Origin of the sequence: Streptomyces sp. Je 1-4 4N24 (genome assembly GCF_026239515.1) — a bacterium.
GTDB lineage: Bacteria > Actinomycetota > Actinomycetes > Streptomycetales > Streptomycetaceae > Streptomyces > Streptomyces nigrescens.
This window is the reverse complement of sequence record NZ_CP110836.1, coordinates 3,884,059-3,905,121: the sequence shown is the minus strand read 5'-3', so window position 1 is coordinate 3,905,121 and position 21,063 is coordinate 3,884,059. Positions and strand designations below refer to the sequence as shown.

The following is a 21,063-nucleotide window of genomic DNA, read 5'->3' as shown; positions in this document are numbered from 1 at the left end:
CCGGACCGGACCACCGGCACCTCACCCCGCGGGCAGCAGCCCCACCGCCTCGAACGCCGCATCCACCCGCGGCCTGGCCAGGGAACGCGCCCGCTCCGCACCCCGCCGCAGCACCGCATCCACATGCGACGGCTCGGCGGCCAGCTCCGCATGCCGCTCCCGCACCGGCCGCAACACCTCCACCACGGCCTCCGCCACGTCCTTCTTCAGCGCGCCGTACGAGTCGTACTCCTCGGCCAGCCGCCGCGGATCGCCCCCCGTACACGCCGCCAGCACATTCAGCAGATTCGCCACCCCCGGCCGCTGCTCCGGCTCATACGCGACATCCCGCCCCGCATCCGTCACCGCCCGCAGCACCTTCTTCCGCACCACCTCAGGCTCATCCAGCAAATAGACGACCCCCGCCGTCCGGGCATGCGACTTCCCCATCTTCGACGTCGGCTCCTGCAGATCCCTCACCCGCGCCGCCACCACCGGATGCGTCGCCTTCGGCACCACGAACGTCGCCCCGTAGCGCTGGTTGAACCGCACCGCCAGATCCCGCGTCAGCTCCACATGCTGCGCCTGGTCCTCCCCGACCGGCACCTCATGGGTCCCGTACGCCAGGATGTCCGCCGCCATCAGCGCCGGATACGTCAGCAGCGACAGCCGCACACTCCCCCCGCGCGCCTGCTCACGAGCGGCCTTCTCCTTGTACTGGATCATGCGCCGCATCTCCCCGTCGGAGGCCGTGCACTCCATCAGATACGACAGCCGCAGATGCTCATCGACATGACTCTGCACAAACACCGTGCAGATCTCCGGATCCAGCCCCGCGGCCAGCAGCAGCGTCGCCGCCTGCCGACTGACCCGCCGCACCCGCGCCGGATCGTGCTCCACGGTCAGCGCATGCAGATCCACCACACAGAACAGCGCCTCCGCCCGGTGCTGGTCCACCTCGGCCCACCGCCGCACCGCCCCGAGGTAGTTCCCCAGCGTCAAATGCCCCGTCGGCTGCACCCCGCTGAAAATCCGCGTCCCCGCGCCCGCCGTCATCGCCATCTCGTCCGTCCTTCTCTCCTGCACTCCGCCATGGAGTGCGCGTCGAGACCGCCGACCTCACCGGCCGGCTACGAGAGGGAGATACGCAAACGGCCGCCGAAGCGGCGGCCGTGGTCCTGCATGCGCTGCTGGGTGGCCGCCGTCAGGCGTGCCACCACTGCTGTACGAGCGCATGCGTAGTCATGTCCCCAAAGTACCCCGATGACCCGTGCCAGGCGCGGGTTTGAACAACCCCACCCCCTCGTGTAGTGTCCTCCGAGTTGCCGCGGGGCCGACAGGCGCCGGGCAGCCATCCCGCCGCTTCGCGGCACACCACTACTGCACGGCCCCTCACCGGGAACGATTTCGGCATGCCGAAATTCGGACCGCGACGTGATTATGCGTCAAAGAGGAATTCCGCTAACGTAGTGACCACGCCGAAAGGTGCGGCAGCCTAATAGCCGCACCACGGCGGAACCCCCTTCCGACGGGGATTCGGAAACGAATTCGGACCGGCAACGGACCGAAACGGATCTGATAGAGTCGGAAAGGCCGAAAAGCGAAAGCGAAGCGGCCGACCCCGCTCCAACAGGGGCCAGAGACGGAAACGGATCTGGTAGGGTTGGAAACGCGAAGAAGCCGAAAGGCGGAAACGCGCCGGCGAAAATCGGGCCCGCAAGGATCTGATAGAGTCGGAAACGCAAGACCGAAGGGAAGCGCCCGGAGATCCTGGTGAAACAGGAACAAAGGAAGCGTCCGTTCCTTGAGAACTCAACAGCGTGCCAAAAGTCAACGCCAGATATGTTGATACCCCGTCTACCGGAAACACTTCCGGCGGATGAGGTTCCTTTGAAAGTCCACCACGGCCCATGCGGTCGGGGTGGCACACACAGCGAGGACGCTGTGAACCACCAGACTCATTCCGTCCGGTGGTTCCGCTCTCGTGTGTGTTGACCCGATTACGGGTAAACATTCACGGAGAGTTTGATCCTGGCTCAGGACGAACGCTGGCGGCGTGCTTAACACATGCAAGTCGAACGATGAACCTCCTTCGGGAGGGGATTAGTGGCGAACGGGTGAGTAACACGTGGGCAATCTGCCCTTCACTCTGGGACAAGCCCTGGAAACGGGGTCTAATACCGGATACGACCACCGACCGCATGGTCTGGTGGTGGAAAGCTCCGGCGGTGAAGGATGAGCCCGCGGCCTATCAGCTTGTTGGTGGGGTGATGGCCTACCAAGGCGACGACGGGTAGCCGGCCTGAGAGGGCGACCGGCCACACTGGGACTGAGACACGGCCCAGACTCCTACGGGAGGCAGCAGTGGGGAATATTGCACAATGGGCGAAAGCCTGATGCAGCGACGCCGCGTGAGGGATGACGGCCTTCGGGTTGTAAACCTCTTTCAGCAGGGAAGAAGCGAAAGTGACGGTACCTGCAGAAGAAGCGCCGGCTAACTACGTGCCAGCAGCCGCGGTAATACGTAGGGCGCAAGCGTTGTCCGGAATTATTGGGCGTAAAGAGCTCGTAGGCGGCTTGTCACGTCGGATGTGAAAGCCCGGGGCTTAACCCCGGGTCTGCATTCGATACGGGCAGGCTAGAGTTCGGTAGGGGAGATCGGAATTCCTGGTGTAGCGGTGAAATGCGCAGATATCAGGAGGAACACCGGTGGCGAAGGCGGATCTCTGGGCCGATACTGACGCTGAGGAGCGAAAGCGTGGGGAGCGAACAGGATTAGATACCCTGGTAGTCCACGCCGTAAACGTTGGGAACTAGGTGTGGGCGACATTCCACGTCGTCCGTGCCGCAGCTAACGCATTAAGTTCCCCGCCTGGGGAGTACGGCCGCAAGGCTAAAACTCAAAGGAATTGACGGGGGCCCGCACAAGCAGCGGAGCATGTGGCTTAATTCGACGCAACGCGAAGAACCTTACCAAGGCTTGACATACACCGGAAAACCCTGGAGACAGGGTCCCCCTTGTGGTCGGTGTACAGGTGGTGCATGGCTGTCGTCAGCTCGTGTCGTGAGATGTTGGGTTAAGTCCCGCAACGAGCGCAACCCTTGTTCTGTGTTGCCAGCATGCCCTTCGGGGTGATGGGGACTCACAGGAGACTGCCGGGGTCAACTCGGAGGAAGGTGGGGACGACGTCAAGTCATCATGCCCCTTATGTCTTGGGCTGCACACGTGCTACAATGGCCGGTACAATGAGCTGCGATACCGCGAGGTGGAGCGAATCTCAAAAAGCCGGTCTCAGTTCGGATTGGGGTCTGCAACTCGACCCCATGAAGTCGGAGTTGCTAGTAATCGCAGATCAGCATTGCTGCGGTGAATACGTTCCCGGGCCTTGTACACACCGCCCGTCACGTCACGAAAGTCGGTAACACCCGAAGCCGGTGGCCCAACCCCTTGTGGGAGGGAATCGTCGAAGGTGGGACTGGCGATTGGGACGAAGTCGTAACAAGGTAGCCGTACCGGAAGGTGCGGCTGGATCACCTCCTTTCTAAGGAGCACTTCTTACTCGAACCTGGTTCGGGTCAGAGGCCAGTACATCAGCGAATGTCTGATGCTGGTTGCTCATGGGTGGAACGTTGACTATTCGGCGCACTTGATTGGTTGTCACTAGTACTGCTTCGGCGTGGAACGTGGGGATTGATGGAGTGGGCCGGGCGCGCTGTTGGGTATCTGAGGGTACGGACTGTTGTCTGGACCTTCGCGATGCCGGCCCCAGTGAACTCAGCCTTCGGGTTGGGGTGGTGGGTGGCTGGTCGTTGCTTGAGAACTGCACAGTGGACGCGAGCATCTGTGGCCAAGTTTTTAAGGGCGCACGGTGGATGCCTTGGCACCAGGAACCGATGAAGGACGTGGGAGGCCACGATAGGCCCCGGGGAGCTGTCAACCGAGCTTTGATCCGGGGGTGTCCGAATGGGGAAACCCGGCAGTCGTCATGGGCTGTCACCCGCTGCTGAACACATAGGCAGTGTGGAGGGAACGCGGGGAAGTGAAACATCTCAGTACCCGCAGGAAGAGAAAACAACCGTGATTCCGGGAGTAGTGGCGAGCGAAACCGGATGAGGCCAAACCAGTCACGTGTGATACCCGGCAGGGGTTGCGTGGTTGGGGTTGTGGGATCTCTTTTCTGCAGTCTGCCGGCTGTGGGACGAGTCAGAAACCGTTGGTGTAGGCGAAGGACATGCGAAAGGTCCGGCGTAGAGGGTAAGACCCCCGTAGCTGAAACATCAACGGCTCGTTTAAGAGACACCCAAGTAGCACGGGGCCCGAGAAATCCCGTGTGAATCTGGCGGGACCACCCGTTAAGCCTAAATATTCCCTGGTGACCGATAGCGGATAGTACCGTGAGGGAATGGTGAAAAGTACCGCGGGAGCGGAGTGAAATAGTACCTGAAACCGTGTGCCTACAAGCCGTGGGAGCGTCGCACAAGGACTTGTTCCTTGTGTCGTGACTGCGTGCCTTTTGAAGAATGAGCCTGCGAGTTTGCGGTATGTTGCGAGGTTAACCCGTGTGGGGAAGCCGTAGCGAAAGCGAGTCCGAATAGGGCGTTGAGTAGCGTGCCCAAGACCCGAAGCGGAGTGATCTAGCCATGGGCAGGTTGAAGCGGAGGTAAGACTTCGTGGAGGACCGAACCCACCAGGGTTGAAAACCTGGGGGATGACCTGTGGTTAGGGGTGAAAGGCCAATCAAACTCCGTGATAGCTGGTTCTCCCCGAAATGCATTTAGGTGCAGCGTCGTGTGTTTCTTGCCGGAGGTAGAGCACTGGATAGGCGATGGGCCCTACCGGGTTACTGACCTTAGCCAAACTCCGAATGCCGGTAAGTGAGAGCGCGGCAGTGAGACTGTGGGGGATAAGCTCCATGGTCGAGAGGGAAACAGCCCAGAGCATCGACTAAGGCCCCTAAGCGTGTGCTAAGTGGGAAAGGATGTGGAGTCGCAGAGACAACCAGGAGGTTGGCTTAGAAGCAGCCATCCTTGAAAGAGTGCGTAATAGCTCACTGGTCAAGTGATTCCGCGCCGACAATGTAGCGGGGCTCAAGCACACCGCCGAAGTCGTGTCATTGCAGCATGAGGGCCAACGCCCGCTGTGATGGGTAGGGGAGCGTCGTGTGCCGGGTGAAGCAGCCGTGGAAACGAGTTGTGGACGGTTCACGAGTGAGAATGCAGGCATGAGTAGCGATACACACGTGGGAAACGTGTGCGCCGATTGACTAAGGGTTCCTGGGTCAAGCTGATCTGCCCAGGGTAAGTCGGGACCTAAGGCGAGGCCGACAGGCGTAGTCGATGGACAACCGGTTGATATTCCGGTACCCGCTTTGAAACGCCCAATATCGAATCCATTAATGCTAAGGCCGTGAAGCCGGCCTGGAGTCTTCGGACAAAGGGACGTGGTGGAGCCGCCGATCCAAGGTGGTAGTAGGTAAGCGATGGGGTGACGCAGGAAGGTAGTCCAGCCCGGGCGGTGGTTGTCCCGGGGTAAGGGTGTAGGGCGCTGTCCAGGTAAATCCGGACAGCATGAAGCCTGAGACCTGATGCCGAGCCGATTGTGGTGAAGTGGATGATCCTATGCTGTCGAGAAAAGCCTCTAGCGAGTTTCATGGCGGCCCGTACCCTAAACCGACTCAGGTGGTCAGGTAGAGAATACCGAGGCGTTCGGGTGAACTATGGTTAAGGAACTCGGCAAAATGCCCCCGTAACTTCGGGAGAAGGGGGGCCATTGCTGGTGATCCGATTTACTCGGTGAGCTGGTGGTGGCCGCAGAGACCAGCGAGAAGCGACTGTTTACTAAAAACACAGGTCCGTGCGAAGCCGTAAGGCGATGTATACGGACTGACGCCTGCCCGGTGCTGGAACGTTAAGGGGACCGGTTAGTCAACTTTCGGGTTGGCGAAGCTGAGAACTTAAGCGCCAGTAAACGGCGGTGGTAACTATAACCATCCTAAGGTAGCGAAATTCCTTGTCGGGTAAGTTCCGACCTGCACGAATGGCGTAACGACTTCTCGACTGTCTCAACCATAGGCCCGGTGAAATTGCATTACGAGTAAAGATGCTCGTTTCGCGCAGCAGGACGGAAAGACCCCGGGACCTTTACTATAGCTTGATATTGGTGTTCGGTTCGGCTTGTGTAGGATAGGTGGGAGACTTTGAAGCGGCCACGCCAGTGGTTGTGGAGTCATTGTTGAAATACCACTCTGGTCGTGCTGGATGTCTAACCTGGGTCCGTGATCCGGATCAGGGACAGTGTCTGGTGGGTAGTTTAACTGGGGCGGTTGCCTCCTAAAGAGTAACGGAGGCGCCCAAAGGTTCCCTCAGCCTGGTTGGCAATCAGGTGTTGAGTGTAAGTGCACAAGGGAGCTTGACTGTGAGACTGACGGGTCGAGCAGGTACGAAAGTAGGGACTAGTGATCCGGCGGTGGCTTGTGGAAGCGCCGTCGCTCAACGGATAAAAGGTACCCCGGGGATAACAGGCTGATCTTCCCCAAGAGTCCATATCGACGGGATGGTTTGGCACCTCGATGTCGGCTCGTCGCATCCTGGGGCTGGAGTCGGTCCCAAGGGTTGGGCTGTTCGCCCATTAAAGCGGTACGCGAGCTGGGTTTAGAACGTCGTGAGACAGTTCGGTCCCTATCCGCTGTGCGCGTAGGAGTCTTGAGAAGGGCTGTCCCTAGTACGAGAGGACCGGGACGGACGAACCTCTGGTGTGCCAGTTGTCCTGCCAAGGGCATGGCTGGTTGGCTACGTTCGGAAAGGATAACCGCTGAAAGCATCTAAGCGGGAAGCCTGCTTCGAGATGAGGACTCCCACCCCCTTTGAGGGGTTAAGGCTCCCAGTAGACGACTGGGTTGATAGGCCAGATATGGAAGCCTGGTAACGGGTGGAGTTGACTGGTACTAATAGGCCGAGGGCTTGTCCTCAGTTGCTCGCGTCCACTGTGTAGGTTCTGAAGTAACGACCTGTGTTTGTGCCGGGTTGGTTAACTTCATAGTGTTTCGGTGGTCATTGCGTTAGGGAAACGCCCGGTTACATTCCGAACCCGGAAGCTAAGCCTTTCAGCGCCGATGGTACTGCAGGGGGGACCCTGTGGGAGAGTAGGACGCCGCCGAACAATCATTGTGGGAAAGCCCCGCACCTTATGGTGCGGGGCTTTTCTGCGTTCAGGGCTCGGTACGCTCATGGGTATGCGCTTTTGAGGAGTTCCGCAGAAGTCTGGAGCCGGTGGCGGGCGTGGGCGAGGTGCTGGGGAAGCTGGACGCGGACGGGGTGCCGGTCGGCCGCGATGGGTGAGCAACTGGTGTGGTGCGCCGTGCAGTTGCTGCGGGACTGAGTGTGGGGCGGGGCGGGCGGGGTGCTGGGCCGGGAGGGCGTGTCGTACCGACCCGGGCGGGCGTCCGGCTGCGGGTAGTTCCAGTGGCGGCGTCCCAGTGGTGGATCGTCCCGGTGGCGGTCACTCCCCAACACCACCGGGTGCCGGTGGAACGCCCGGCTGCCAGGGGTCAGACCCGTAGGGAGTGGTGGGGCCAGCGGGCGCGGGCCTGTTCCTGGGAGCGCATGGTGGCCAGGGTGAGCAGGCCGCGGGCACGGCCCGTTTCGAGGAGGCCGGGGAGGGCGGGCAGCGGGGCGAGGGCCGCGATGTCGTCCAGGACGAGGGTGAGTGGTGGGTCGAGCCGACCGTCAGATGACCGTTCGGCCATGCGGCGGCCGTGCTCGACCACGCTCGAGAGGAGTGCGGTGAGCAGCGGCATCGCACCCGGGTCGGTACGCGGATCCTCGATGGGCTCGCCTACCACGTAAAGCGTTCCCCCTTCATCGAGAAATGATTCGAGAAGGACCGAATCTGCTCGATGCGGGGTGCAGGCATCCCGGATGTGGAGGGAGGAGAGGGCGGTCAGCGCCCGGCCGATCAACGCCTGGGCGGCTTCCCGGCGTTCGGGATGTGCCGTGAGCACCGACTCCAGCTCGCCGGCCTGGCCGGCCGAGGCCTTGGGGCTGGTGCGCAGGATGCGTACGGGCTCCTGGGCGGCGCCGGTGGCGTGCGTCCAGCGGTGCAGCTGGCGGAACGGGCGGCCGTCCACCGCGGCGGCGTGCAGCCAGCAGCGCAGCAGGGTCTGGGCGGCGTCCGCGACCGCCGAGTCCAGGGCGGCGGCCGGGCGTACGGGGGCCAGCAGGGCGGTGGCACGGGCGGTGGCGGTGGCGAGGTCCGTACAGCCGGAGGTCGGGGACCAGCGCAGCCGGGCCGGGGTGTCGAGGCGGTGCGTCGGGTCGTAGGTCAGCAGCGGGCCGAGTTTGGCGCGGGCGTCCTTGGTCTCGGCCCAGACGCCGGGGTCCGTCGTGGCGACGATCAGTGGGCCCGGGGCGGCGGCCGCGGTGGCGACGGATGCCGCGAGGGCGGCGCTGCGGTCGGTGGTGAACTGGACGCGGGGGAGGGCGGGTTCGGCGGCGTCGGTGGCGGGTGTGAGCGGGGGAGCGGTGCGCTGCTCCGGGACGGGGCCGGCGGCCACGGTGTCGAGGGGCGGCGGGGCAGGGGCGGCCGGTGCGGCGGGGGTGGCCGGGGCGTCCTCGGTGGGGGCCGCGGGCTCCTGGGCGGCGGGGACGGTCGTCCGGACCGCCTCCCGGGCCTCTCGCGCTTCCCGGGCCTGGCGCGCTTCCCGTTCTGCCTCCCGTGCTTCCTGGTCCGCCAGACGGGCCTCCCGGGCCTCCTTGGCCTTTGCGCGGCGGGCCGCCCGTACGGCGCGGTAGCGGGTGACCGTCCCGAGCGTGAAGATCACCAGGACCAGCAGCACCATCAGCTCGCCGATGAGGATGCCCCAGAAGAGGCCGTAACCGGAGAGCTGGCCCTTGGGGGTGCCGGGCCAGGCGGCGGCCATGTCGTGCGGTGCGGAGACCAGATGACGCAGCGCCATCGGCGTACCGGAGTAGGTGACGCCCGCGGGCCAGGCGCCGTGGGCGAACAGGCCGGCCAGCCCGGTCGCCGTCCACACCAGCACGGTCAAACCCAGCAGGAAGGCGAGCAGTCCGACCAGCAGGGAGTCGGGGACGCCGCGCCCCCGGCTCCGGCCGGCGCCTCGTTCGTCGTCGTATCCGCGGGTCACGCCACCGTCTCGCTCGACTCGTCTCTCCACTGCCGCTCCATCGCCATGGCCTCGGCGCGTGCCTCGGCCTCGGCGTCCGCCGCCGCCTGGACGGCGCGCGCCTCGTCCGTCGGCATCGCGGAAGCCTCGCTCATCGCGGACGCCTCGGTCATCGCCCGGTCGGTGAAGACCAGCGGGCGTTCGGCCTCGGTGATGAGGTGTTTGACGACCTGCACATTGCCGTTGACGTCCCAGACCGCGATGCCGGGGGTGAGGGTCGGGATGATCTCGACGGCCCACCGGGGCAGGCCGAGCACCCGGCCGGTGGCGCGTGCCTCGTCGGCTTTCTGGGCGTAGATGGTGCGGGTCGACGCCATCTTGAGGATCGCCGCGGCCTCCCGTGCGGCGGCGCCGTCGACCACGTCGCTGAGGTGGTGGACGACGGCCACGAACGACAGGCCGAGCCGTCGGCCGAACTTCAGCAGCCGCTGGAAGAGCTGTGCCACGAAAGGGGAGTTGATGATGTGCCAGGCCTCTTCCACCAGGAAGATGCGCTTCTTGCGGTCGGGGCGGATCCAGGTGTGCTCCAGCCAGACGCCGACGATCGCCATCAGGATCGGCATCGCGATGGAGTTGCGGTCGATGTGCGAGAGGTCGAAGACGATCAGCGGGGCGTCGAGGTCGATGCCCGCCGTCGTCGGGCCGTCGAACATGCCGCGCAGGTCACCGTCGACGAGCCGGTCGAGCACCAGCGCCACGTCCAGACCCCAGGCCCGGACGTCGTCTATGTCGACATTCATCGCCTCGGCGGACTCCGCCTCCGGATGCCGCAGCTGCTCGACGATGTCGGTCAGGACGGGCTGCCGGTGGGTGATGGTCTCGGTCACGTAGGCGTGCGCGACCTTGAGGGCGAAGCCGGAGCGTTCGTCCAGGCCGTGGCCCATCGCGACCTCGATGATCGTGCGCAGCAGGGCCAGCTGGCCGGTGGTGGTGATCGACGGGTCGAGGGGGTTGAGGCGGATACCGCCGTTGAGGGCGGCGGTCGGGTCCAGGCGGATGGGAGTTATCCCCAGCTCCTGGGCGATGAGGTTCCACTCGCCGACGCCGTCCTCGCCCTGGGCGTCCAGCACCACGACCTGACGGTCCCGGAACCTCAACTGCCGCAGGACGTAGGTCTTCTCCAGCGCCGACTTGCCGTTGCCGGACTCGCCGAGGACCAGCCAGTGCGGGGCGGGCAGCTGCTGTCCGTAGAGCTGGAACGGGTCGTAGATGTATCCCTTGCCGCTGTAGACCTCGCGGCCGATGATCACGCCGGAGTCGCCGAGACCGGGGGCCGCGGTGGGCAGATAGACCGCCTGGGCCTGGCCGGTGGAGGTGCGTACGGGCAGCCGGGTCGTCTCCACCTTCCCGAACAGGAAGCTGGTGAACGCCTCGGTGAGCGCTCCGATCGGATCGATCATGGCCATGACGTACGCGCCTCCCAGCGGCTTAGCGGCGGATCCCGGTCGCGAACGGCAGGGTGTTGACGAACGCCCGGTGGTGCTCGCGGTCGCACCACTCCAGCTTGAGGTAGGACTTGCCGGCCGAGGCGCGGATGGTGCGCTTGTCGCGCGCCAGCGCCTCGGGCGAGCGGGAGGACACCGTGAGGTAGCCGACGAGGTTGACGCCGGCGGCACCGGACGCCAGGTCCTCGCCCCGCTGGTCCACCCGGCCGTGGTGCGCGACATCCCGCGGGTCCACCACCCGGTTCATCTTCGCCGCGCGGCTGGCCTCGGCATCGTCGTTCGTCTTCTCCGTCAGCATCCGCTCGATGGCGATCTCGGTGGGCTCCAGGTCCATGCAGACCGCGACCGTACGGATCACATCGGGTGTGTGCACCAGGAGGGGCGCGAGGAAGTTGACGCCCACCGGGGTCAGCGGCCACTCCTTGACCCAGGCGGTGGCATGGCACCAGGGCGCGCGGGTCGTCGACTCCCGCGTCTTGGCCTGCAGATACGTCGGCTCCATCGCGTCCAGCTCGGCCGGCCAGGCGTTGCGCTTGCTCATCGCCTGGATGTGGTCGATGGGGTGGTCCGGGTCGTACATGGAGTGCACCAGGGAGGCGAGCCGGGCCTGGCCCAGCGGCTGGCGCACCCGGATGTCGGCCTCGGCGAGCCGGGCGCAGATATCGGTCAGCTCACGGGCCATGACCACCGCGAGACCGGCGTCCCGGTCCAGCTTCTTGCGCAGCAGCCCACCCTGGTGCATCCGCGCGGCGCGGGCCATGGTCTGTGCCTCGGCGGCCAGCTCGCGGGTGTAGTGCATACAGGCGACGAGGTAGGCGCGGTGCTGCTCGGAGGAGGTGGAGACCATCGACTGGAGCTGGTCATAGGACTCCCGCAGCCAGTCGGGGGAGTTCTTGTCGCCGCGCTGGGCGACGTCCTTGGCGTGCGCGTCCGGGTCGGCGGGCAGCGTCCGCGCCAGCATCTGCAGCCGGGTCACAAAGCCGTCCCCGTTGGCGACATGCTTGAGCAGCGTCCCGAAACGGTCGACCAGCGCCTCCTGGTCCTCGCTGTCGCGCAGGCCGACGCCCGGCCCCTCGATCTCGATGGCCGCCGTCACCGTCTTGCGGTCGGCGTGCAGCAGCACCGCGATCTCGTCCGGGCCGAACGGCGCGGACAGCCAGTTGATCCGGCCGATGCCGGGCGGCGGGCCGATCTCGACCTCCCGGCCGTCCAGCCGGACGCCCGCCTCGGCGGCGCCGGAGCGGTAGGTGGCGCCGCGGCGGGTCGTCCGGCGGAAGCTGCGCCGGATCTCGAACCACTTGTAGAACGTCCGGCCCTTGTACGGCACGTAGACGACGGCGAGCCCCAGCATAGGGAAGCCGGTCAGGGACGCGATCCGCAGCGGCAGCATGGGCACCAGCAGCCCGCACATCATGCCGAGGAACGCGCCCGCGATGATCAGCGCGATCTCACCGGTCTCGCGGTTCTTGCCGACGATCGCGTTGGGCCGGGCGCGGCCGATGAGGTAGGTGCGGCGTGGGGCGATCGGGTGGGACTGCGTACTCAACGCCCCTCACCTCCTGAGGTCTTGCCGGAGCGGGAACCGCTGCCCGGGTGGGGGTTCGTACGGGGAGCGGGGGTGGCGGGTGCCGAGGAGCGGCCGCCGCGGGAGCTGTGCGCGGCGACACCGCCGGCCACCGCGTCGGCCGGCCGGGACTGGCCGCCCTGCGCCTGCCCGCCGTCGCCGCCGGAGCCGCGGGAGCTGTGGGTCTTGATGCCCTGGGAGACCAGCGCGGCGGGCGAGGAGATCATCGCGGCGGCCTGGCTGCCGTCGGTGGCCCGGCCCTTGTTCGTACGGGCCGAGACCATCTCGTCGCCGAAGCCGGGGACGAAGCGGTAGATCACCGCACTGGCGAAGATGGCGAGGACGATGATCGAGAGGCCGGAGACGACCGCGGAGAAGGCGTTCGGGCCCTTGTCGTGGGACAGCGCACCGGCGACGCCGAGCACGATCACGATGACCGGCTTCACCAGGATCACCGCGATCATGATGCCCGCCCAGCGGCGCACATGCCCCCACATGTTCTTGTCGACCAGCCCGGCGTAGACGACCGTGCCGAGCAGCGCCCCGACGTACAGCAGCGCGGCCCGGATCACCAGCTCCAGCCACAGCACACCGGCGGCGAGCACGGAGACCAGCGACACCACGATCAGCATGATCGGGCCGCCGCCGATGTCCGTGCCCTTCGTGAGCGCCTGGGAGAAGGCTCCGAAGAAGGTGTCGGTCTGTGCCCCGGTGCCCTTCGCGATGATCTCGGTGACCCCGTCGGTCGCCGAGACGATCGTGTACAGGATCAGCGGGGTGAAGGCGGAGGCGAGCACGGTCAGCCAGAGGAACCCGACCGCCTCACTGATCGCCTCCGTCAGCCGCACCCCGCGCACCGCGCGCTTGGCGACGGCCAGCAGCCACAGGACGAGCGTGAGCACGGTGGAGGCGGCGAAGACGACGGCGTACTGGCGCAGGAAGGCGGCGTTGGTGAAGTCCACCTGGGAGGTGGCCTTCACCGCCTCCGACAGCTTGGTGACGATCCAGGCGGCGGCTTTGGCGCAGCCTTTGGCCAGGGATTCGAGGGGGTCTAGGGGGTTGTTGTCGGAGAGGCCGCCGCCGCCCGGGTTGGGCGAGCCGCCACTACCGCCGCCCCGCTCTTCGCAGAGTTCCTTGGCTTTGCCCGTGAGCAGGTCACAGGGGCCCTCGCTCGGTTTGGGAGAGGGAGCCGCGAACGCGCGAGCCGAGAGGACCACCAGGGTGGCCTGAAGGCTCGTCAGCGCCGAGGCCACGGCGAGGGCGCGGCGTCGGTTGTCACCTCGCATACGTGAATCCTCCGAACCCTTGGACGGCCTTGGACATGTCCTTGGCCGTCGCAGCGGCCTGATTGCCGCCGATCGGGGCCGGCCCGGCCTTCTGCGTGGAGCCGGCGAGCTTCCAGTCACCCTTGACCCACTGGAGCTGCATCGTGGACGTGTACCAGTTCTCCGCGACGGGGTTCTGGGAACCTGTGCCGGCGAGACCGAACAGGGTGGAGTACCAGACCGCGACGGTGGCGGTGGTGTCCTCGAACTTCTCGGTCTTCGTTCCGACGGGGTTGGCCCGGGACACAAATGTCATGCCGCCGGGTGTGCTGCCGTCCGCCTTGAGCCCGACCCGGCCGAGGAACTTGGGATCCGTGTAGACCTTGCGCAGGCTTGCCTTGTGGGCCGCGGCTGCGGAGGGGGTGTAGACGGCATCGACGATCGCGTCCCGCTCGGCGGACTTGTACATACCGCTGCTGGCGAGCGCCACCGCATAATTCGCCGCCGCCGACTGCGCCCCCTGCTCCGTCTTGGCGAACCCCGACGCGATGCCCCCGGTCTTGCCGCTGACGGCCTTGGTGCCGGTGGGGGCGGTGGGCTGGGTGCGGGCGGGGTCCTTGGGGGAGTCGTTCGAGGCGGTTTCGCTGTTGCCGCTTCCGCCGCGGTTGGCGAAGGCGATGGCCGCGAGCAGCAGGACGATCACGCCGACGATCGTGACGAGGTTCCGGCTGGACAGGCCGGTCCGGGACCGCCGTCCCGAGCCGTAGATGTCACCGTCGTTGTCGGGAAGTCTGGTCCGGGTCTGGCCCGTCTCCGGACCGCGGTGGCCGTCGCCGCCGTAGCCGCCGTCGTCACTGAGACTCATCGCGCCTGTGCCCCCTCTGCCGCCGTCGCCGTGCGTGCCGTTGTTGTGCCGCCCTCATATGACCGTAGCCGCGCGGGCGGCGGCTCGGGTGCAGCGGTACGAGTACATCTCACCGTGACGGGTCCTCAGATGCGGTACGACAGAGGCGAATGGGGGACTCTGGGTTATTTGTACGCATCGCCTGCTCCGCGGTTGCCGGTCGCCTTCTTGCGCCTTCTCGCCCCCGGGTCCACCTGTCCCCGCGCAGCGCTCGGCCCAATCGGTCCGCTGGTGGCGGGGGTGATGAGGGCGCGCTGCGGTTCCGTCGGGCCGGCGTGAGCGGGCGTCAGCATGTGGCCTCGGCAGGGGAGGTGGGGCCGGTGGAAGCGAGTGGGGGCACGGGGCGGCGGAGAGATGGTGGGCGGGGGCGCACGGGGGGGCGGCGTGGGGACGGGCGGGTGCCGGCGCCGTACGGGCGGCGGCAGGGGCAGGGTGCGGCCTAGAAGGACACGCCCTAGACCGCCATGCCGTAGACGATGGTGAACAGTGTCCCCAGGGAGCCGATGATGAAGACGCCGGTCAGGCCGGCCACGATCAGGCCCTTGCCCTGTTCGGCGCTGAAGGTGTCGCGCAGCGCGGTGGCGCCGATGCGCTGTTTGGCGGCGCCCCAGATCGCGATGCCGAGGCACAGCAGGATCGCCACCGCCATGACCACTTCGATCATCACGCGGGCCTCGTTGCCCAGGCTCCCGAACGGCCCCCAGTCCGGGGCGATTCCGCCGATGATGGTGGTGATGTCGCCTTTTTCGGCCGCAATGAACATGTGTGAACTCACCGCCCCTTGATGGGTAGTTGTGTCCCCGTGCCGGCGTGGCACAGGCCAGTCTCTATCTTCGCTGACAAATGGGCCGTCAGCTGTCGACTTGGCGGCTTTCTTTGAAGGATCCCGTGCGGGTGGGGTGTGCCTGTGGGCGCACGCCCTCCATTGAAGCGAATGGTCTCACCGTGTGTATCACGGGGGATAACCCTGAGCAATGATCATCGGAAGTGAGGGTGGCCGGTCCGGCGCGCCGGGCTCCCGTAGCCCGTCCGGCGGCGTACGGGGCGTCGCCATGTGCCGCGTCGCACCCCGGCCGGAGCGCCCCGTGCGCCGCGCCATGCGCCGTCGTGCGGCACCCGGAGCGGCGCGGCGCGCGGGGAGCGGCCGGAAAAAGGCAGTGAACCGGGGCTGAATGGGGGAGGGTTGGGGGGTGCGGAAATTCTGGGTGGCCGGTGGGCTCGGGGCGGGGCTGGTGCTCTGTCTGCTCGGGCTGCTTGTGATCGGTACGTATATGGCGGCGGCCGGGCTGGCCGGGGCCGGCGGGCGGGCGCTCGGGCTGGCGAAGGGTGCGGTACCGGCCGAGTATCAGCAGCTGGTGCAGAAATGGGGGACGCTCTGCCCGGCCATAAGTCCCGCGCTGCTGGCGGCGCAGCTCTACCAGGAGAGCGGGTGGAACCCCAGGGCACAGAGCCCGGCGGCCGCGCAGGGCATGGCGCAGTTCATCCCGGGGACCTGGCAGACCCATGGCGTCGACGGGAACGGGGACGGCAAGAAGGACGTGTGGGACCCGGAGGACGCCATTCCGTCGGCGGCCTCGTACGACTGCGAGCTGGCGAGCTATGTGAAGCGCGCACCGGGCAACTCCACGCACAACATGCTCGCCGCGTACAACGCCGGGGCCTATCGCGTCATCCAGTACAACGGGGTGCCGCCGTACCGCGAGACACAGAACTATGTGAAGACGATCACGACGCTGGCGAAGAGCTTCGAGGCGCCGTCGAAGCGGGTGGAGCCGTCGCGGCAGGCCGCGGGCGCGATCTACTTCGCACAGCAGAAGCTCGGTACGCGCTATCTGTGGGGCGGCACGGGGACCGCGGCGCAGGGCGGCCGGTTCGACTGTTCCGGGCTGTCCCAGGCCGCGTACCACTCGGTGGGCATCGAGCTTCCCCGGGTGGCGAACGACCAGTGGAACGCCGGGCCGCATCCGAAGCGGGACGAGCTGCTCCCGGGTGATCTGGTGTTCTTCGCCTACGACCTGAAGGACCCGCGCTCGATCCACCACGTGGGAATCTATGTGGGTGGCGGGTACATGATCAACGCGCCGTACACCGGGGCCAGGATCCGGTTCGACAAGATCGATACGCCGGACTACATCGGTGCGACCCGCGTCACGTCGGATGGCGCAAAAGCGCTGCCCGGTACGAACGCTGCGTGAACATAGGGCCCTGAACTGCGGTGATGGATCAAGCTTCGATAACGTCCTGGTGATCATCCGGTGGAGAGTGGAACGCCAGGGGTGGGCTTCACGTTTCCTTGGCGTGGGGACGTAGCAGCGCTTGACACGGCACACGCTCGACGACCACGGGGGCAGGCAGCACACGAAGGCGCTCGCGCGCGCGAAAGATAAGGGGCCGCTGCAGATGGCTGGACTCGCATTCGAGGGGCCGAACCCCGACGTCGACGTGCTCGACGGCATCAACGGCCTCGCGAAGGACGCCCCCCACTGGGTCAACAAGGCCATGGAGTACATCGGTGAGTACGGCCTCATCGCCGGCCTCGCCGTGCTGTGTCTGATCGCCTGGTGGTCCGCGCGCCGCAGGCCGGGCGCGCCGGCCGCCGTCGCGGGCCTGGTCTGGGCGCCGCTGGCCGCGGGCATCGCCCTGCTGGCCAATATCCCGATCCGGTCGTTCGTCGAACGGCCACGGCCGTTCAAGGACCATGCCGGGCTGGAAGTGCTGATCCCCGGCAAGAGCGACTTCTCGTTCGTGAGCGACCACGCGACGCTCACCATGGCGGTCGGTGTCGGTCTGTTCATCGCCCACCGGAAGTTCGGCCTGATCGGGATTCTGCTGGCGCTCGCCGAGGGCTTCTGCCGCGTCTACATGGGCGTGCACTACCCGACCGATGTGGTCGGCGGCTTCGCCCTGGGCACCGCCGTCGCGCTGCTGCTGGCGCCGCTCGCGCAGGCGCTGCTGGTGCCGCTGACGACGGCGATCGGCCGGTCGAAGCTTTCGTGGCTGGTGTGCGCGCCGGGCGTCGAGGCCGCCGCGGGGCAGGACGCCGACGGCAGCCGGGTGGTGGCCACGGGATCGGCGATGCGGCGCGGGCAGAAGGAGCGGGACAAGGATCTGGCGGCCTGAGGGCGCGGCCGGCCGGTTCGGGTGAACCGGCCGGCCCGCCCCCGGGATTGACGGCCTGGCGGATGCGGACGGCCCGGCCCCTCGTGGGGGCCGGGCCGTCCGTGTGTCCGCCGCTGTGCGGGGCGGTCTCAGAGCGCCTGGGGGAAGGTGCTGAACAGCCGCTGCGGGTCGTAGGTCCGCTTGACCTCGGCGAGCCGGGTGGCGGCGGCGCCGTAGTAGGCGGACTTCCAGTTGGTGAGGCCCGGGTCGGTGTAGTTCTGGTAGGCGGCGCCCGAGGAGTGCCGGCGCATCGCGTCATGGAAGGAATTCAGCCACGCTGTGCGCGTGCCGGACGAGCCGTTCGCCGGCCAGGACGTCAGGTACTGGGCGAGGAACTTCGAGCCGCGGTGGACGAAGGCGGTGTCGGTGCGCCCGACGCGGTTGATCGCGCCGCCCAGTGCCGTCAGCGCCACATTCCCGCTGACGCCCTTGCGGCCGCCCGCCTCGATCTGGTCCATCAGCGTGCGGATACCGGTCGCGGACAGTGAGCTGTCGAAGAAGTGCGAGCGGGCGGCGTAGGTCTCGCGGCCCAGCTGGCCGGCACCGGTCTGGCCGGGCAGCGAACCCGGCATATGGCACTGCGCGGTGGACTTGGTCGAGCAGCCCGCATAGGACTCCATCGCGTCCAGGTAGCCGGTCGGCGTCAGACGGACGCTCTTGGCGGGGCCGGGGCCGCCCGGCTGGTCGGCGAGCTTGTCGAGGGCGTTCTGCAGCTCGCGGTAGCCGCCCAGGGAGAAGGCGGCGACGGAGACGGACGGGGTGTTGCCGGGGCGCGCGTCGAGATGGCACGCGGACCATATCTCGTCGGCCTGCACCGGCCCCCACTTCTGCCAGGACGCCACGACCTTCGCCGCCTTGGCCCACGGCCAGGTCAGGTACGCCATCACCGCGCGCGGCGCCGGGTGCGTACGGAAGCGGAGCTCGGTGACCACGCCGAAGTTGCCGTTGCCGGCGCCGCGCAGCGCCCAGAAGAGGTCGGCGTGCTGCTTCCTGTCGCAGTCGACGGTCTTGCCGTCCGCCGTGACCAGGGTGGCGCCGACGAGGCTGTCGCAGGTCAGCCCGTAGGCGCGGGAGACCACACCGTGGCCGCCGCCGAGGGTGAGGCCGGATATGCCGACGGTGGGGCAGGAGCCCCCGGGTATCGTCACGCCGTGCGCCCCGAGGCCCTCGTAGACGTCGATGAGCTTGGCGCCGGCGCCGATGCGGGTGGTGCCGCCGGACGGCGCGCCGACCTTGGAGAGGGCGGAGACGTCGATGATGAGCTTGCCGTTGCCGCTGGACCAGCCCGCGTAGGAGTGGCCGCCGCTGCGGATGGCGACCGGGGTGTCGTACCGCCGGGCGAAGGAGAGGCACTCGGCGATGTCCGCCGGATGCTTCACATAGGCGATGGCCGACGGCTTCAGCGTGTCGTAGCGGGTGTTGTAGAGGCGCCGGGCGGTCGCGTAGGCGGCGTCGGAGGCGCGCACCAGCTTGCCGTCCAGGCTCTTGCCCAGCGCGGTCCAGGAGGACTGGGAGGCCCGGCCCTTGGCGCCGCCCCCGGCGGCGGCCGCCGCATTGGTCTGTGCCGCGCCGGCGCCGGCCGCGGTCTCCGTGGCGGCACCGGAGGACGCCGCGCCCGCCTTGCCGGTCTTGTTGTCGCAGCCGGTGGCCAAGGCGACCGAGGTCGCCGCCAGTCCGCCGCCGGCCTGCAGGAGTGTGCGCCGCTTCACTGGGATGAATCCCCCTCGATGTCGTACGGTCCTGCCCCGCCTGCCGATGACCCGGCCGGTCGTCACGGGGCGCGTGCGGGGAATTCGCACCGGACGGGTGCGGCGACGCGCTGCCCTCACGTACCGCTGTGCCCGGTAATGCTCCGCGCTGTCCGGTGCCGTCCCTGAAGTCCGTTACCGGCGCGGTGCCGTTGCTTCCCTGACTAGGCAGATGCGGGAGGGGCGTGAGGGGTTCCCGGAACGGACTCGCTCATTCCAGGGGGCGCCCGGTTCCGTCCTCACCGGTATCGGATCCGGCCTCGGCATCGGCCAGATGGCGCTCCGCGTCCGTACGCGCCTGTGAGCGGGCCCGACGGGCCGGCCCCCGCCAGCCGCAGCTACAGCGGGCCGTGCAGAAGGCGCCGCGTTCGGTGGTGGAGGTCGCATGGGGAGCTCGGTGGGGCACCCCGTCACGCTACGCGCCCCAGGTGGCCTTGCGTGACGAGCCCCCTTGACGGTCGTTGAACGGAACGGTCGACGGAACGTCAGATGCGGCGCCGGCGGAACGTCCGACCCTCCCGAGCGGACCGGCCGGCCCAGGCCGTTCCCGAAGACAGCGGCCGAGGGGGCTCGTACGCGATGGTGGTGCAGGACAGGCGAGGCGGTGGCACGGTCGCCGTGGCCATGGCGTGCGGGACGGGTCTGGCGGTCGGGCTGCTGACCTCGGGCTGTTCCCCGGAAGGCGCCGCGGCCGACGACCAGGAGCCGTCCGGCCGGGCCGCCCCCGCCGCCGCGGAGGTCCGGGGCAGCGCCGACGCCCTGGTGCGGGCCGGCTCCGCCACGGTCCGCACGTCCATGGAGACCGCGAGCGGCGGCACCCGCGTCGCGATCCGCGGCACCGGCGGCTACGACTTCGCCACCAGCACCGGGCGGCTGCGGGTCGTGCTCCCCGACCCGGCGGGCAGGCCCAGCGGCGGTCATCAGCCGATCACGGAGATCCTCGCGCCCGGTGCGCTGTACATGAAGAACCGCGGGGCCGGGGTGCCCGCCGACAAATGGGTACGGGTGGCCACCGCCTCGCTGGCCGACGGGAATCTGGTCACCGGCGGCGCGACCGATCCGCTGGCCGCCGCCGAACTGCTGCGCGGCGCACGGGCGGTGACGTATCAGGGCGAGGAGTGGCTGGACGGTGTCCGGGTGCGGCACTACCGCGGGACGACGGACATCGGGGCGGCCGCCGCGGCGGCGTCGCCGCGCTCAAGACCCGCGCTGATCGCCGCGGAGGACGGCTTCACCACCGACGAGGTGCCGTTCGACGCGTATCTGGACGAGGCCGGGCGGCTGCGCAAGGTGCGCCAGTGGTTCCGCTTCGCCAACGGTGCGCCGAAAGGGGCTTCGGTGACCTCCACGACGGAACTGTCCGGTTTCGGGACGAAGGTCGCGGTGCGGCTGCCGGATGAACGTGACATCTACGCGGGGAAGATCGCTTCGCCCACGCCATGAGGCCGGGCGCCGCGGGCAGGGCATGTGACGGGGGCGTGTGCCGGATGGCGGAAATGGTCCATCCGTGCCATGCGCGGAGTGTGCGCCCGTCCCTAGGCTTGCGGTAACCACCCCAGGCGTGGGAAGGCGCTCGAAGGAGGAGGTGTTGTACGTGGCCGGACACCGCCCTACGACGGTCCAGGACCACGTAGCCCTCGTCGAGATCGACCTGACCGGTGAGTTGATGATCGCGGCAGCGGCCGCGAGCGAGGATCGGCTCAGCCCGGACCGTATCGACGAGGTGCTGGAGGTCGACGGGGAGGACGGCGACCGCGCGGACCGGGTGCCGCCCCGGCGCGGAACCGCCGGACGCTGCCCCGGCTAGTCACGGCCGG

13 protein-coding genes and 3 rRNA genes are annotated in these 21,063 nt (G+C 67.5%); 7 read left to right on the top strand and 9 right to left on the bottom strand.

Annotated elements, in window-relative coordinates:
- Positions 1–21: 21 nt before the first annotated feature.
- Complete coding sequence (gene trpS, locus SLV14N_RS16745; RefSeq protein WP_263269903.1) at positions 22–1,041, bottom strand: tryptophan--tRNA ligase; 1,020 nt, start codon at positions 1,039–1,041, stop codon at positions 22–24.
- Positions 1,042–1,992: 951 nt separating this feature from the next.
- Here trpS and SLV14N_RS16740 point away from each other — a divergent pair.
- From SLV14N_RS16740 to rrf, 3 genes are all read left to right on the top strand, one after another.
- A 16S ribosomal RNA gene (locus tag SLV14N_RS16740) occupies positions 1,993–3,521 on the top strand.
- Between the two features lie 304 nt (positions 3,522–3,825).
- Positions 3,826–6,947 (top strand): 23S ribosomal RNA (locus SLV14N_RS16735).
- Positions 6,948–7,021: 74 nt separating this feature from the next.
- Positions 7,022–7,138, top strand: a 5S ribosomal RNA gene (rrf, locus tag SLV14N_RS16730).
- Together the 16S, 23S and 5S rRNA genes form the textbook arrangement of a ribosomal RNA operon.
- A 388-nt stretch (positions 7,139–7,526) precedes the next feature.
- Here rrf and SLV14N_RS16725 read toward each other — a convergent pair.
- From SLV14N_RS16725 to SLV14N_RS16700, 6 genes are all read right to left on the bottom strand, one after another.
- Positions 7,527–9,122, bottom strand: a complete 1,596-nt coding sequence (locus SLV14N_RS16725) for a type VI secretion protein (protein ID WP_263273185.1) — start codon at positions 9,120–9,122, stop codon at positions 7,527–7,529.
- Positions 9,119–10,561, bottom strand: coding sequence for an ATP-binding protein (locus tag SLV14N_RS16720; RefSeq protein WP_093644568.1), 1,443 nt, complete (start codon positions 10,559–10,561; stop codon positions 9,119–9,121). Before SLV14N_RS16720 ends, SLV14N_RS16725 begins: the two co-directional genes overlap by 4 nt.
- Before the next feature lie 28 nt (positions 10,562–10,589).
- A complete protein-coding gene (locus SLV14N_RS16715; protein WP_208681663.1) occupies positions 10,590–12,152 on the bottom strand; it encodes an SCO6880 family protein in 1,563 nt (520 codons plus the stop codon).
- The gene (locus SLV14N_RS16710; protein WP_208681662.1) at positions 12,149–13,456 is read right to left on the bottom strand and encodes a hypothetical protein; all 1,308 of its coding nucleotides are present in this window, start codon (positions 13,454–13,456) and stop codon (positions 12,149–12,151) included. Before SLV14N_RS16710 ends, SLV14N_RS16715 begins: the two co-directional genes overlap by 4 nt.
- The gene (locus SLV14N_RS16705; RefSeq protein ID WP_208681661.1) at positions 13,446–14,300 is read right to left on the bottom strand and encodes a hypothetical protein; all 855 of its coding nucleotides are present in this window, start codon (positions 14,298–14,300) and stop codon (positions 13,446–13,448) included. The genes SLV14N_RS16710 and SLV14N_RS16705 overlap by 11 nt, the downstream gene beginning before the upstream one ends.
- A gap of 493 nt (positions 14,301–14,793) precedes the next feature.
- Entirely contained in the window at positions 14,794–15,102 is a 309-nt protein-coding gene (locus tag SLV14N_RS16700; protein WP_006603970.1) for a hypothetical protein, read from the bottom strand.
- Between the two features lie 427 nt (positions 15,103–15,529).
- Between SLV14N_RS16700 and SLV14N_RS16695 the strand changes: the two genes are divergently transcribed.
- On the top strand, positions 15,530–16,534 hold the full coding sequence (locus SLV14N_RS16695) for a bifunctional lytic transglycosylase/C40 family peptidase (protein WP_269470886.1): 1,005 nt from the start codon (positions 15,530–15,532) through the stop codon (positions 16,532–16,534).
- A gap of 205 nt (positions 16,535–16,739) precedes the next feature.
- The gene (locus tag SLV14N_RS16690) at positions 16,740–17,459 is read left to right on the top strand and encodes a phosphatase PAP2 family protein (RefSeq protein WP_208681657.1); all 720 of its coding nucleotides are present in this window, start codon (positions 16,740–16,742) and stop codon (positions 17,457–17,459) included.
- Positions 17,460–17,587: 128 nt separating this feature from the next.
- On the opposite strand, the gene SLV14N_RS16685 is transcribed toward SLV14N_RS16690, so the two are convergent.
- Complete coding sequence (locus SLV14N_RS16685) at positions 17,588–19,207, bottom strand: FAD-binding oxidoreductase (RefSeq protein WP_263269899.1); 1,620 nt, start codon at positions 19,205–19,207, stop codon at positions 17,588–17,590.
- Between the two features lie 250 nt (positions 19,208–19,457).
- Entirely contained in the window at positions 19,458–19,652 is a 195-nt protein-coding gene (locus SLV14N_RS16680) for a hypothetical protein (RefSeq protein WP_259670367.1), read from the bottom strand.
- A 173-nt stretch (positions 19,653–19,825) separates the two neighbouring features.
- Here SLV14N_RS16680 and SLV14N_RS16675 point away from each other — a divergent pair, with 173 nt between their 5' ends.
- Positions 19,826–20,689 (top strand): hypothetical protein, encoded by an 864-nt coding sequence (locus SLV14N_RS16675; protein ID WP_263269897.1) that lies wholly within the window; start codon positions 19,826–19,828, stop codon positions 20,687–20,689.
- A gap of 145 nt (positions 20,690–20,834) precedes the next feature.
- The gene (locus SLV14N_RS16670) at positions 20,835–21,053 is read left to right on the top strand and encodes a hypothetical protein (protein WP_127155378.1); all 219 of its coding nucleotides are present in this window, start codon (positions 20,835–20,837) and stop codon (positions 21,051–21,053) included.
- Positions 21,054–21,063 lie beyond the last annotated feature (10 nt).